Origin of the sequence: Chryseobacterium sp. KBW03 (genome assembly GCF_003852415.1) — a bacterium.
GTDB lineage: Bacteria > Bacteroidota > Bacteroidia > Flavobacteriales > Weeksellaceae > Chryseobacterium > Chryseobacterium viscerum.
Map to the genome: position 1 here is coordinate 756,758 of NZ_QAJO01000005.1, position 14,117 is coordinate 770,874.

The window sequence follows — 14,117 nt, forward strand, 5'->3', positions numbered from 1 at the left end:
ACCCTTTACTAAAGCTGTTTTTTTGAAAAGAAATCATTAAATCTCTATATATCAATCTTTTTCAATGAACTGATTGTTTTTTTTAAAGAAATCATGGTCAAGTTTTTTTTTAATTTATTAAAATTTAGTCAAAAATATCAATTATTTTCTCATATTCAAAACCTTTGCTCATCAAATATTTTATTGTCTTAGCTTTTTTTTGATATTCTTTCAAGCCGGTTTGTTTGGAATAATAATCTTCAAAAATCTTTCTGATCGTCTTTTCATAATCAGGCTCATATATCTCATCAAAACAAGAATTGATCAGTCTCTCGGAAATCTGTTTTTGCTTCAGATTCATTTTTATTTTGGTTCTGCCCCAGTGTTTGATATAAAATTTACCTCTGATATAACTCCGTGTAAATCTTTCTTCATTCAGAAAATTTTCTTTCAGGAGGTACAGAATAATTTCTTCCTTTGCTTCCTCAATAAGCAGAAACTCTCTCATCTTTTGTTCCACTTCTGCATGACAGCGGTCCTGGTAAACACAGTAATTGACCAGTTTCTGTTTGATTTCGTCGAAAGTATAAGATTTTTTTTCCATTTGTATAAAAAAAGAATGAGCAGACTGCTCATTCTTTATATAATATTGGAATGCTTGTTAGTAATTGAACAAAGCTTTTCCTTCCATTAATTCGTTAACTTTCTTTCTTACTGATGTAAGAACTTCTTCATTTTTGATATTGTCTACCACCTCAGAAATTAATTCTGCAATAGTATTCATATCATTTTCTTTAAGTCCTCTTGTTGTAATGGCAGCAGTTCCTAATCTGATACCAGATGTTGTAAATGGTGATTTATCATCAAAAGGAACCATATTTTTGTTGCAGGTAATATCAGCAAGTACTAATGCTTTTTCTGTTTCTTTACCATTTACTCCTTTATTTCTAAGGTCTACCAACATTAAGTGATTGTCTGTACCCCCACTTACGATATCAAAACCTCTGTCAATCATTGCTTTTGATAGTGCCTGAGCATTTGCTTTAACTTGTTTTGCGTAAGTTTCGAACTGAACATCCAAAGCTTCACCGAAAGCAACAGCTTTACCAGCAATCACATGTTCAAGTGGTCCTCCCTGAATACCTGGGAATACCGCTCCGTCCAATACCTGGCTCATCATTTTGATTTCTCCTTTTGGAGTTTTGTGGCCATATGTATTTTCAAAATCTTTCCCCATCATGATCATACCTCCTCTTGGACCTCTTAAGGTTTTATGAGTCGTAGTAGTTACTACATGACAGTGTTCGAATGGAGAGTTTAATAATCCTTTTGCTACCAAACCAGCCGGGTGAGCAATGTCTGCCCAAAGTGTAGCCCCAATTTCGTCTGCAACTTCTCTGAATTTAGCATAATCTAAATCTCTTGAATAAGCTGAAAAACCTGCAATAAGCATTTTCGGTTTTTCTCTTAATGCTACTTCTCTCATTTGGTCATAGTCGATAAGACCTGTTTCCTGCTGAACTCCGTAAGAAACTACATTATACTGAATACCGGAAAAATTCACTGCTGAACCGTGAGTAAGGTGTCCTCCCATTGAAAGGTCCATCCCCATGATCTTATCACCAGGTTTCAAAACTGCAAGATAAATGGCTGCATTCGCCTGAGAGCCAGAATGTGGCTGAACGTTCACATAGTCTACTCCGAAAAGTTCTTTTGCTCTGTTGATCGCTAAAGTTTCAACCTCATCTACGACTTCACATCCTCCGTAATATCTTTTTCCGGGATATCCTTCAGCATATTTGTTTGTCAGTACACTTCCCATTGCTTTCATCACGTTTTCAGAAACAAAGTTTTCTGATGCAATAAGCTCTAATCCATGAGTTTGTCTTTGTCTTTCTTTTTCAATCAGGTCGAAAATAATATCCATTTTACTTTTAGTTTTTGAAATTTCCACCCCAAATGTACGGAATTTTCGTCGAGATTTCTATATCGAAAAAATGATTTTTAACCGCTAAAAATGAAAAAACACCTCCTTTTATATGGAAGCCTTATAAACTTTTACATTGTTTATTTTAGCCATAAAAGGCACAAAATTTTAAACACTTAAGTTTTTTAAGGCCAGGATTTATGCATAATAAGTAAATCTAAGTTTTATAAAAATCTTTGATTTTCATCTTATGTAAACTTTTCTATAAACTCATTTTATAATTACTTAAATGGACTAAAGTTTTTTGAAATGAAAACTTTAGTGACTTGTGTGGTTTTATAAAGTTTAAACAACTTTATTATAAGAAAGCCATTAAAATTCTTCATCCGCAAGTTCTTTATTCACCACAGCACCTGTAAAATTACCCTGTGCTATGGCATTCGCTACGGAACGCATCATCGTAACATTATCTCCACAGGCAAAAACTCCCGGAACAGTTGTTTTTTGCATCATGTCTATCTTAATGAATCCCTGCTCTGTCAATTCACACCCCAGATCACCAGATGCATTTATATTCTGTTCAAAAGGAATTTTCGCATATAAAGCCTGTAAAGTAATCTCCTTCCCATTTTTGAAAACTATTTTTTGAATAGAACCGTTTTCATGTTTTATTGCTACAATTTCATCTTCGTTTAGAATGATTTTATTCTGATTCAATTTTTCGATTTGCTCATCAGTAAGTGCCGCCTTTCCATTGGTAAATAATGTAAGGTTTTTGGTCATATTAAAAATCAGTTTTGAAAATTCGTAAGCCATATCTCCGTTAGAAAGAATTCCGGTTACTTCATTTTTCACTTCATAGCCATGACAGTAGGGGCAGTGTAAAACAGAAATCCCCCAGCATTCTGCAAATCCCGGGATAGCCGGCATTAAGTCTTTTATACCAGATGCCAGAATTAATTTTTTAGCATGAAATTTTTCACCGGATGATATTTCAACATCAAAACCTTCCGTTGTTTTTATTGTTTTTGCAACGGTTCCGTTATAGAACTTGACCGTGTTGTATTTTTCAACATCTTTTTTTGCCAGCTGAGCAATTTCTGCCGGTGTTTTTCCGTCATGGGTAATAAAATTATGTGAATGAGGTGTCTGTCTGTTGCAAGGTTTTCCGTTGTCAATAATCAAAACATTTCTTAGAGATCTCCCTAAAGACATTCCTGCGGATAATCCTGAATAGCTTCCTCCTATTATAATGACATCAAAGTTTTTGTTTTCCATATTTCAGTTGATAGTTGATAGTTGATAGTTGATAGTTGATAGTTGATAGTTGATAGTGCAAAGTTAACATAATTTTCATTAACGCAATAAAGTTGCAATAATATTTTTTATCAAACTTCCCGTTTCAAAGTGAAAGCAACTATTATCAAAGTTTTTCAACTAATAGAACTTAATGGAATGCTATTTCCATCGCTTTTTATCATCATCAATTTCATCCTGAATTTTTTTCCGGACATCTATTTTTGCATTTTCAAAACTAAAAATTGTAGTCCCTATTTCTCTTGCATAAGGATTAGTGACGGATCCTACTATTGAGGAATTTTCAAAATAAGGTCCTGTTTCTTCAAGTTCATGTTCCGGACGGTCTTTAACTCTAATGAGGTTTTTATATTTTTTACTCAAATCGAACCAGTTGATATAATCTGCATTAAATGACACCGCTTTTATTCCTTTTTTCGAGTAATAATTAATAGCTCCAGCCTGACCATAATTATCACATAACACCAGTGTATTTCCGGATTTTGCCAATGTGGAATATTTTTCATCTACTTTTTGGGCCAGTTCTTTCCAGCCCAGCATATCTGCAAAGTCCTGAGGCAGGGCATGGTCTTTTCCATCTTCCCAACGCAAGAGGCCCCACTTTTTATAAGATTCAGGGTGACTGGCTATAAATTCAGGGCTTTTATTGGGAAATGCGATATTGTACATAGGTACAAAGAGAATTATCGGATGCAAAATACAAACAGGTTGAAGGAACTTCTTCCATCCTGACTGTAAAATATTGCCTAAATAAACAGCTCCAAAACCTATATAAACAGGATAAAGTCCAATGGCATAATAATCTTTTGCTTTGAAAAATAAAAACAATCCTATTGTTATCACATAGCCCCAAAAGAAAAACTGAAATTTCGCAAAGGGTTTATAGAATAACAAAGCATACAATGCAAAAAGGATTACAAAGGTCACTCCAATGAAGAGCAAAAGCTGGGATTTAAGGAAATCAAATCTATTGACGTTGACCAATTGGGTTTCAGAAAGCTCCTTCATATGGTGAATCACAGGAAAACCATTATGATACTGCCAGATAAGATTGGGCAAAACGATTATTAAAGCAAGAAGCATTGCTCCATAGGCATGCGGATTTATAAAGATTTTTCTTTGCTTTGTCATTAAAATAGCAGGAATAAAACCCATTGCAAGAAAAATTATATTGTATTTATTTAAAATACCAATTCCGAAAATAACTCCTCCCCAGTACAGCCATTTTGTATTGTCCGTACTGACATATTTGATCAGGATATAGAAAAAAGAGGTCCATAGAAGAACATCCAGAGAATTGGGCTGATACAGCATATTCAAACGAAGTAAAACGGAGAATAAGAGTCCAAAAGACGCCAATGTACAAGCAAAAAGATTTCCTTTCAATTCTTGTATGGCTTTCCAGACAACAACCATCGTTAATGCTCCGAATAGTGCCGGAAAAAATTTGATCCAAAACACGGAATTACCCAATATTTTTATGAGCCAGGAAATCCATGAACTTACTGGGGGAACGGAGAGATAGCCCCATGCAAGATGGTTACCCTGATCAAGATGTAAATATTCATCCCGCTGCAATTCATATTCTGGGCTGATCAACACATACTGAAGTACAAATTTTGCAATAATGAAAAGAAACAGAATCCAATAGTCTTTTTTCATGGGGTATAGTTTTAATTTAAAATTAAGACATTTTAAACCTATTTTATATTACATTCTCATACCGTCTCAAACTTATTGTCAATAATTTCAGTTTTTACCTTTTGAATATTTTCAGACCAGTAATTAATTCTTTCATTTTTATCGGGACATTCTATTATAGACACATTCTGATAGGAAATCAAATATTCTTCATATGTCTGTAAGATGGTTTTCAAATAAATTGCATAGTCTTTTGTATTTTTGGGAATATATCCTATCCCATCGCAACCACAGCTATGAAAGCATTTTCCTGTTTTAAAAAGACTTTCTACAATTTTCCATTCCTTTACTGCCGTTTTTTTAGGAGCTTTGAAATCTTTTCCAAGGTCGGCCATTATATTTCTGCATTCAGGACATCTTATACTTCTGCTTCCTATCTCTGAAACGAGTTCTTTTAACTCTTCTGTTTTTGTTTTTGTAAAAACAGATCCTACTTTACGAATCGATTTTCCATCTGATTCATGGTATATTTTTTCTTTTTTAATCCGTCGTAAAATATCATCTATATCAGGTTGTTTAAATGATTTTCGGCATTTAAAGCATACATAGTGTGATTTATAAGTTTTTACAGCGTATCGGCACATTTTTCAATTGATGTTTAGATCAAATGTAGGAAATTATTTGATGTTTGTTAAATGACTTCTCGATTCAATGTTAAGAATTTAGATGTCAATAGTATTAGCAAAAATTTAATGCAAAAAGAATCCCGGAGAAAAAATTCCTCCGGGATTCACAGTTTAAAAGTGTATAGTGTAGTTTATTATTTCTTGCTAGACTTTTCTTTCAGTTCTTCTTTGTCTTTATCAGACGGGTTCCAAACTTTCACATCAGTGTCTTTTGTAATATTTGATCCTGGAAGAACCTGAACGTTGATACCGTCACTCGCTCCAAGTTTCACATATACTTTTTTGAATTTTCCGTCTTTTTGCTTTACTTCTACGAAAGGAACGTCTTTACCTTGTTTCTTTTCATACTGAACTAAAGACTCATCCAATAATAATGCATTTTTCTGAGAACTCAAAACAATTTCACCATTCGCAGAAAAACCAGCTCTAATATAATCATTATTGGGATTACTTACATTACCTTCTACCGGGAATTTGATAGTTCCTGCATTATCCTTTCCTTTAGGAGCAATCATGGTCAGTTTTCCAGGGAACGTTTTATTTTGTAATGCACCGATCACGATGTTCATATCCATACCTTGACTTAGCTTTCCGGCTTGTGCTTCATCAATTTCTCCTTTAAAGATCAATGAGTTCAAATCTGCCACTGAACAAATCGTTGTTCCAGCGTTGAAATTATTGGCTTCAATCACCTGGCTTCCGGCTTTTACAGGAACTTCAAGTACGGTACCTGAAGCTTTGGAACGGATCTCCGTAGTAGCTAATCCTTGTCCCTGAAGTTCAGGAGTTGCTCCTGTTTTAGCAATTTGTAATCTTTTCTGAGCCGTATTCAATTGCTGCTGAGAATTTTTAAGAGTTTGCTGTTGAGAAAACAATTGCTGCTGAGAATTCAGGAACTCCTGTTTAGAAGCTACTCCCTGCTTGTACAATTTTTCCTGCATTTCAAACTGCTTCTGCATATTTCCTACGTTCATCTGAGCATTGCTGATCTGAATCTGCGCATTCTGAACTTCCTGCTGAGCAGCATTTACTTCAGAGATACTTGGAACAATTTTCACGGTAGCAATCAGTTGTCCTACTTCTACCTTATCTCCTTCTTTTACTAAGATTTTATCTATAATCCCGGCAATATTGGGTTTAATTTCAATTTCTTCTTTGGGAACAATTTTTCCTGTAGCCATTACCTTATCATCCATGTTCTGAACGGTAGGTTTACGGGTAAGGAAAGCTTCACTTTCTTTAGAATTAGATTTTACAAGATAGCTAATCCCTGAGAACAATGCCACTGCAAAGAAAAGCCCCAACACTATATAAATGGCTTTTTTCCAAGTGAATTTCTTTTTCATATGTATAGTTTATTTTTTATTAAAAGATTGAATGATTTAAAAATTAAAAGATTCATCCAGCCTGCTGACAACCTGTTCCTCTTTATTCTAAAACGTTCAGATGAGTTTTATTTTCAAATTAATTATTCCGTTCTTAATGCTTCAATCGGTCTGATTTTCACGGCTCTCTGCGCAGGGATCATTCCGATAATCAGTCCTAAAATCACCATTACTGCCATGGCTGCAAATACATTTCCATAGTTGACCGTCGGATTATAGAAAGGAAATGAATCCTGTCCCTGGGTGACTGCATTTAATATCATGAGCACAAAGATTCCAAACATAAAGCCTAATAATCCCGAGGAGAGTGTGATCACAACACTTTCCAGCAAAATCTGATTTCGTACTTCAGCCGGTTTCGCTCCCAACGCTCTTCTGATTCCAATCTCCTTGGTTCTTTCTTTTACCGTAATCAACAGGATATTGGAAATAGCAATTACGCCTGCAAGGATCGTTAATGTTCCTACTATAATGGTCAACAGCTGCATTCCTGTAAGAAAGCCTGTCAGTTTTTTAAATTCTTTCCCCAAATTGAAACTCCCGAAAGCATTCGTATCTTCAGGTGAAACTTTGTTCTTTGTTTTCAGAACCTGCTTTACATCTTCTTCTACTGAATTAACATTAGCATTGGGCTTACTTACAATAGCGAACATATCAATCTGATCTCCCGCATTATATACTTTCGTATACGTGGAAAGTGGAATAAAAGCGGTCTGGTCATTTTCAAACCCACCTCCTTTTTTTACCCGGAATACTCCAATGACATTAAAGAACAATCCTTTTATATTGATCGACTGTCCAATTGGGTTTTCCTTTTTCTTGGAATCAAAAAAGTTCTTATAAATTTCTTCCCCAATCACCACTACATTTTTATTTCCGGAAACGTCTGCATCATTGATATAGCGCCCAAAGATCAGTTTCTTTTCTGAAATTTTATTTCCTACAGAGTAGTCTCCTGTAAGCGAATACGTTCCATTTTTACCATTCCTGGACATAGCTTCTCCCGGTGTTCCGGTAAAGCTTCCTCTGGCATTTTGAGGTGATATATAATCTATGGCTGTTACTTTCCTTTTCAGCATTTCCATATCGGTGAGCTTCAGGTGGACTTCTCTTCCTTTCGGAAATCCTTCATAGGGAATAGAGGTTTTCTGTGCCCAAAGGAAGATTGAGTTGGTTGCAAAACCTGAAAATAATTTATCAAAACCATTCTCCATTCCTTTTGCTGCTCCAAGAAGGCTCACATACAAAAACATCCCCCATCCTACACCAATCATGGTAAGAAATGTTCGGAGTTTATTATTCCTCAATGAATAATAGATCTCCTGCCAAGTATCTTTTTTAAATATGATATTCACCTTTTTGAATTATATGTTATAAATTATGAATTCTATCAATTTGTTTTATCTGACGATGTTTTTCTTCGTCTTTTAGCCTATCTCTTATTCTGTTCTTAGTGCTTCGATCGGCTTAATTCTTGAAGCTCTGTACGCTGGAACAAATCCTGCAATTAATCCTGAAAAAATCAGTGCAATGAATGCCATCAAAATAGCTCCCCATCCTACACTTGGGCTTTTAATAAAGAACTCTTCAAGGCTATTGCCAATAAGACTTAATGCTAAAACCCCTACTCCAACTCCGATAAGTCCGGATACCACTGTAATCACAACACTTTCCTGAACAATCAGACCTACAATTCCGCTTGGTTTTGCACCAATCGCTTTTCGCACTCCTATCTCTTTGGTTCTTTCTTTTACGATATACACCATAATGTTACTGATTCCGATAATTCCGGCCAGTAATGTCCCCAGTCCAATGAATCCAACAATCGCTGTAAGCACTGCCATAAAAACGAATGTATCGTTCATGTTTTTGGCATTGTTCCAGACCCTTACCCCATTTTCATCATCAGGAGAAACATTTTTTCTTGATTTTAATCTATCTTTTAATTCATCTCCGTATTTGATAGCCTGATCTGGAGTCAGTTTGTCACTGTAAGAGATATAAGCTATACTCACGGTATCAGAACCTTTTTTCATTTGCTGCAGAGTCGTAATAGGAACTGTGATATGTCTTTCGTCCCAGTCTCCTCCATCATCGGAAAACACTCCTACAACCTTAAACATGGTCCCGTTGATATCAAGCTCCTTTCCTACAGGACTTCCGTTCTTAATCAAATCTCTCTGCACCATCCTTCCGATAACTGCAACATTTTGCTTTCCTGCCAAGTCCCGGGGGGTAATGTATCTACCATCAATCATCTTTCGGTTTTCAATGATCTGTTCACCTGGTTCCGCTCCGTGTACCTGATAAATTCCGCTTTCCTTTCCGTACTTCACCATTAAACTGGCATTATATCTTGGACTTGAAGCTCCTACATTCTTCTTATCAGTATTAATAAGAAAATCATAGTCATTATTATTCAACGTAACAGTACGATCTGACTGCAACCCTTTATAAGCTAATGTAGTTTTCCCTGTGGTAATGGAAATCAGGTTTTTGGCATCTCCTGAAAACCCTTCAGAGAAAGCATTCTGAAGTCCTTTTCCAATTCCAAAAAGTACAATGAAAATAAACAGTCCCAGAGCTACTGTGAACCCTGAAAGTACTGTCCGAAGTACATTACTGCGGATAGAACTGAATATTTCCTGCCAACGATCTAGGTCAAACATTTTTTATTGGTATTAAAAGATTGAAAAATTTAAAGATTAAAACCGAATCATTAAATTTTCAAATTATCTCATTTTCAAATTATCAAATTCCTAAAGCACAATCTGCTTAATAAACTCGTCACTTTCAATAATCCCGTCTTTCAGTATTACATTTCTTTTGGTTTGTGCAGCAACATCGGGCTCGTGGGTTACAACGATGATTGTTCTTCCTTCGTTGTTGATATCCTGAAGAAGTTTCATAATATCATGAGTAGTTTTGGAGTCCAATGCTCCTGTAGGTTCATCTGCCAATACTACTTTTGGATTCGTAATCAAAGCTCTGGCAATAGCCACTCTCTGTTTCTGTCCACCGGAAAGCTCACTGGGAAGGTGATCTGCCCATTGTGCAAGCCCTACTTTCTCCAGGTATTCCATCGCTCTCTTATTTCGTTCTTTTCTCGGTACATTCTGATAGTACAGAGGAAGCGCTACGTTTTCCAAAGCTGTTTTATAATTGATAAGATTAAAAGATTGAAAAATAAATCCTAAAAACTTACTTCTGTATTCTGCGGCTTTTATTTCAGATAAATGCTCGATAGGAACACCATCCAATTCATAAGTTCCCGAATCTTTTTCATCCAGAATCCCAATAATATTAAGAAGCGTAGATTTTCCCGAACCGGAACTTCCCATAATAGAAACAAACTCTCCTTCAGAAATATTCAGATTAATTCCTTTGAGAACATGAAGTTTGCTTTTCCCTGTATCGTATGACTTATTTAAATCCTGAATTACTAACATTAAGTGATGTATGTTTTATACCCAATAAGTAGATGATATTTTCAAATTGTTACAAGAATAAAAATTTATTCAAATATTTTTTTGTTTAACACATTAACCCTTTATTCATGATATTTTACATTTTTATGTTTAACTGTAACTAGGTATTTGTACCCATTTATCCTCAATATTGCGGTCCAGCCTATTATTCGAGCCTGTTTCATGTAAATGTGGAAAACTTTTCCGGCTAAAAGTCAGACGATTAGTATTTACCCCTTTCAAAATCAGTTCTTTTTTTCGAACTTTGTCATTAGTTCTTTACAAGAAATATGGATTTGCGAAAGTGAATAACTTTAATTCACAATCTGCAGACAAACAAAAACTTAAGTATTTCCGGAACGTTATCCACAGAGATCTAAATTATTTAATTATAAAGATATTTAATATGGGAATTTTTGATAAAAGAGTAAGTTATAAGCCATTTGAATACCCGGAGGTGCTTCAATTTGTAGAGGCCATCAACAAATCGTTCTGGGTGCATTCGGAAGTGGACTTTACTGCAGATGTTCAGGATTTTCATTCGCAGTTGGAACCACATGAAAAGCACGCTGTGAGAAATGCGCTCTTAGCCATTGCACAGATCGAGGTGTCTGTAAAGACATTCTGGGGAAATTTATACAACCACCTTCCAAAGCCGGAGTTCAATGGATTAGGATCTACTTTTGCAGAATGTGAGTTTCGTCATTCTGAAGCATATTCCCGTTTATTAGAGGTATTAGGATATAATGATGAATTCCTTAACGTAATCGAAATTCCTGCCGTAAAGGGAAGAATAGAATTTCTTGGAAATGCTTTAAAGCACGCTAATTCCGCCACTCCGAAAGAATATGTTTCTGCATTATTGTTATTCAGTATTTTGGTGGAAAACGTTTCTCTTTTCTCGCAATTTGCCATCATCCTTTCTTTCACAAGATTTAAAGGATTCATGAAGAACGTTTCCAATATCATCGCATGGACTTCAATCGATGAGCAGATTCACGCTAATGCAGGAATCTATCTGATCAACAAAATCCGTGAAGAGCAGCCTGACTTACTAACAGACAGCGACATTGAAGATATCTACACGTTAGTAGATGAGTCTATCGCAAGAGAAGGAGATATCCTTAGCTGGATCTTCGAATTGGGAGAAATCGACAATGTATCTAAAGAAGATCTGTTAAACTTCATGAAATACCGTGTAGACGACAGTTTGAAGAAAATCAACATGAAAACAAGATATAACATTACTCCGGAACAATACAAACCAATGGTATGGTTCGAAGAGGAAGTTTTCGCCAACTCATTAGATGATTTCTTCGCGAAGAGACCTGTAGACTATACGAAGCACGATAAGAGTATTACAGCAAACGATTTGTTTTAATACTGGGGCGCGAGCGAAGCGAGCGTCAAAGCAGTCAGTATTAGAATTCTCTCCTTACTGACCATTTAGTGGAATACTGTTCATTAGTAAAGCACAAATATAAAAGATGATCAATGTAATAGTAACCTATACGGTAAACCCCGAATTTGTTCCGAACAACAAAACTAATATCCAAAAGTTTCTGGAGGACCTCAAAAATATAGATCCTTCCACCTTTGAGTATAAAGTCTATGTAAAGGAGGACGGTGTTACTTTTGTTCATTATTCAAACTACATCAATGAAGAAGTTCAGCATGAGGTTTTGAATGTTCCATCTTTTAAAGAATTTCAGAGATTAAGAGATGAAAGCGGGCTGAACGGTTCCCACAAAGTAGAAATTTTACAATCAATAATATAAAAAAAACAAAATTCCGGAGTGATTCTCTCATTCCGGAATTCGAAAATATAACATCTATGGAAGAGCAAAATTCAAATATATGGTGGCTCAATGAAGAGTCTGAGCAAATGCTGAACAGAGGATATCTGTTGAAAGGTGAAACGGTAGACGGAGCTATCGACAGAATTACCACTGCTGCTGCAAAAAGATTATACAAGCCAGAACTTCAACAGGCATTCAAAGAAATGATCACAAAAGGATGGATCAGTTTCTCTTCTCCTGTATGGGCTAATATGGGAACAGAAAGAGGTCTTCCTATCTCATGTTTCAACGCCCATATTCCGGACAGTATTGAAGGAATTACTCACAAAATGGGTGAAGTAATCATGCAGACTAAAATCGGAGGAGGAACTTCAGGATATTTTGGAGAATTGAGAAACAGAGGTACAGCGGTAACTGATAACGGAAAGTCTTCAGGAGCAGTTTCATTCATGAAACTTTTCGATACAGCTATGGATGTAGTTTCTCAAGGAGGTGTAAGAAGAGGAGCTTTTGCAGCTTACTTAGATATTGACCACGGAGATATTGAAGAATTTTTATCCATTAAAGATATCGGTAGCCCTATTCAGAACCTGTTTACCGGAGTATGTGTTCCGGATTACTGGATGCAGGATATGATAGACGGTGATATGGAGAAACGTAAAGTTTGGGCAAGAGTATTGGAAAGCCGTCAGCAAAAAGGTCTTCCTTATATTTTCTTCACAGACAACGTGAACAGAAATAAACCTCAGGTGTATAAAGATTTAGGAATGACGGTGAACGCAAGTAACCTTTGTTCTGAAATCATGCTTCCATCTACTATGGAAGAATCTTTCATCTGCTGTCTGTCTTCTATGAACCTTGAACTGTATGACGAATGGAAAGATACAGATGCTGTAAAACTAGCGGTATACTTCCTGGATGCTGTTTTATCTGAGTTTATTGACAAAACTGAGGGTAACTACTACCTGCAGGGAGCAAGAACTTTTGCAATGCGTCACAGAGCTCTTGGACTAGGAGTATTAGGATACCACTCTTATTTACAGAAAAATATGATTCCGTTTGAAAGCTTTGAGGCAACTCAATTCAATGCAAGAGCATTCAGACATATTAAAGAACAGGCTGAGCAGGCTTCAAGAGAACTTGCCAACATATACGGAGAACCGGAAGTATTGAAAGGATACGGGCTAAGAAACACCACAACAATGGCTATCGCTCCTACCACTTCAAGTTCTGCAATCTTAGGACAGACTTCTCCGGGAATCGAACCTTTCTCTTCCAACTATTATAAAGCAGGTCTTGCTAAAGGGAACTTTATGCGTAAGAATAAATACCTGGCAAAACTATTGAAAGATAAAGGATTGGATAACGAAGAAACATGGAGAACAATCATGTTGAACCACGGATCTGTACAGCACCTGAATGAGCTTTCTCCTGAAGAGAAGGCAGTATTCAAAACTTTCAAAGAAATCTCTCCAATGGAGGTTATTTCTCAGGCAGCACAGAGACAGCAATATATTGACCAGGCACAGTCACTGAATCTTCAGATTCCTTCTACAATGCCTGTAAAAGATGTAAATTATCTTTATATTGAAGCTTGGAAAAAAGGAGTAAAAACGCTTTACTACCAAAGAAGTTCATCTGTTTCAAAAGAAATGATGGTTAACTTCGTATCATGCTCAAGCTGCGAGGCATAGGACCAAGTAATAAACACGCTATATTTACAAAAGCATACCGAAAGGTGTGCTTTTGTCGTTTTCAATATAATAGTCTTGGATGAAGCCAATTGATTAATAATTTATTTGCCCGCAGATTATCACAGATGATTCTTATAGTGTTGATAAGTTTTGGCTAAAGCCGATGGATGATTTGTTTTTGTGAAAATGGGCTAAAGCCCATTTCTATTGAATAAATAGGTT

The 14,117-nt window shown here is 35.9% G+C and carries 12 protein-coding genes; 3 read left to right on the forward strand and 9 right to left on the reverse strand.

Features of this window, described 5'->3' with window-relative positions; all coding sequences use genetic code 11:
* Positions 1-124: 124 nt before the first annotated feature.
* From DBR39_RS14950 to DBR39_RS14990, 9 genes are all read right to left on the reverse strand, one after another.
* Positions 125-583, reverse strand: coding sequence for a regulatory protein RecX (locus DBR39_RS14950; RefSeq protein WP_124534398.1), 459 nt, complete (start codon positions 581-583; stop codon positions 125-127).
* Positions 584-640: 57 nt separating this feature from the next.
* Entirely contained in the window at positions 641-1,906 is a 1,266-nt protein-coding gene (gene glyA, locus DBR39_RS14955; RefSeq protein WP_124534400.1) for a serine hydroxymethyltransferase, read from the reverse strand.
* Between the two features lie 372 nt (positions 1,907-2,278).
* Positions 2,279-3,184 (reverse strand): NAD(P)/FAD-dependent oxidoreductase, encoded by a 906-nt coding sequence (locus tag DBR39_RS14960; RefSeq protein WP_124534402.1) that lies wholly within the window; start codon positions 3,182-3,184, stop codon positions 2,279-2,281.
* Positions 3,185-3,364: 180 nt separating this feature from the next.
* Positions 3,365-4,885 (reverse strand): glycosyltransferase family 39 protein, encoded by a 1,521-nt coding sequence (locus DBR39_RS14965; protein WP_124534404.1) that lies wholly within the window; start codon positions 4,883-4,885, stop codon positions 3,365-3,367.
* A gap of 56 nt (positions 4,886-4,941) precedes the next feature.
* A complete protein-coding gene (locus DBR39_RS14970) occupies positions 4,942-5,508 on the reverse strand; it encodes a hypothetical protein (RefSeq protein WP_124534406.1) in 567 nt (188 codons plus the stop codon).
* A gap of 176 nt (positions 5,509-5,684) precedes the next feature.
* A complete protein-coding gene (locus DBR39_RS14975; RefSeq protein ID WP_185147195.1) occupies positions 5,685-6,896 on the reverse strand; it encodes an efflux RND transporter periplasmic adaptor subunit in 1,212 nt (403 codons plus the stop codon).
* A 122-nt stretch (positions 6,897-7,018) separates the two neighbouring features.
* On the reverse strand, positions 7,019-8,290 hold the full coding sequence (locus DBR39_RS14980; protein WP_124534410.1) for an ABC transporter permease: 1,272 nt from the start codon (positions 8,288-8,290) through the stop codon (positions 7,019-7,021).
* An 84-nt stretch (positions 8,291-8,374) separates the two neighbouring features.
* Positions 8,375-9,604, reverse strand: coding sequence for an ABC transporter permease (locus tag DBR39_RS14985; protein ID WP_124534412.1), 1,230 nt, complete (start codon positions 9,602-9,604; stop codon positions 8,375-8,377).
* A gap of 90 nt (positions 9,605-9,694) precedes the next feature.
* A complete protein-coding gene (locus tag DBR39_RS14990) occupies positions 9,695-10,384 on the reverse strand; it encodes an ABC transporter ATP-binding protein (protein ID WP_124534414.1) in 690 nt (229 codons plus the stop codon).
* 424 nt (positions 10,385-10,808) lie between these two features.
* Between DBR39_RS14990 and DBR39_RS14995 the strand changes: the two genes are divergently transcribed.
* The 3 genes from DBR39_RS14995 (at position 10,809) to DBR39_RS15005 (ending at position 13,895) form a co-directional block, all read left to right on the forward strand.
* Positions 10,809-11,783: a ribonucleotide-diphosphate reductase subunit beta gene (locus DBR39_RS14995; RefSeq protein WP_103233559.1), complete on the forward strand. Its 975-nt coding sequence runs from the start codon at positions 10,809-10,811 to the stop codon at positions 11,781-11,783.
* Between the two features lie 106 nt (positions 11,784-11,889).
* On the forward strand, positions 11,890-12,180 hold the full coding sequence (locus tag DBR39_RS15000; protein ID WP_124534416.1) for a hypothetical protein: 291 nt from the start codon (positions 11,890-11,892) through the stop codon (positions 12,178-12,180).
* A 56-nt stretch (positions 12,181-12,236) separates the two neighbouring features.
* Entirely contained in the window at positions 12,237-13,895 is a 1,659-nt protein-coding gene (locus DBR39_RS15005) for a ribonucleoside-diphosphate reductase subunit alpha (RefSeq protein WP_103233554.1), read from the forward strand.
* The last annotated feature ends 222 nt before the right edge of the window (positions 13,896-14,117 follow it).

Bases quoted from the DNA above. Each gene is read 5' to 3' on its own strand.
- DBR39_RS14950 (WP_124534398.1), bottom strand. From the start codon at position 583: ATGGAAAAAAAATCTTATACTTTCGACGAAATCAAACAGAAACTGGTC.
- glyA (WP_124534400.1), bottom strand. From the start codon at position 1,906: ATGGATATTATTTTCGACCTGATTGAAAAAGAAAGACAAAGACAAACT.
- DBR39_RS14960 (WP_124534402.1), bottom strand. From the start codon at position 3,184: ATGGAAAACAAAAACTTTGATGTCATTATAATAGGAGGAAGCTATTCA.
- DBR39_RS14965 (WP_124534404.1), bottom strand. From the start codon at position 4,885: ATGAAAAAAGACTATTGGATTCTGTTTCTTTTCATTATTGCAAAATTT.
- DBR39_RS14970 (WP_124534406.1), bottom strand. From the start codon at position 5,508: ATGTGCCGATACGCTGTAAAAACTTATAAATCACACTATGTATGCTTT.
- DBR39_RS14975 (WP_185147195.1), bottom strand. From the start codon at position 6,896: ATGAAAAAGAAATTCACTTGGAAAAAAGCCATTTATATAGTGTTGGGG.
- DBR39_RS14985 (WP_124534412.1), bottom strand. From the start codon at position 9,604: ATGTTTGACCTAGATCGTTGGCAGGAAATATTCAGTTCTATCCGCAGT.
- DBR39_RS14990 (WP_124534414.1), bottom strand. From the start codon at position 10,384: ATGTTAGTAATTCAGGATTTAAATAAGTCATACGATACAGGGAAAAGC.
- DBR39_RS14995 (WP_103233559.1), top strand. From the start codon at position 10,809: ATGGGAATTTTTGATAAAAGAGTAAGTTATAAGCCATTTGAATACCCG.
- DBR39_RS15000 (WP_124534416.1), top strand. From the start codon at position 11,890: ATGATCAATGTAATAGTAACCTATACGGTAAACCCCGAATTTGTTCCG.
- DBR39_RS15005 (WP_103233554.1), top strand. From the start codon at position 12,237: ATGGAAGAGCAAAATTCAAATATATGGTGGCTCAATGAAGAGTCTGAG.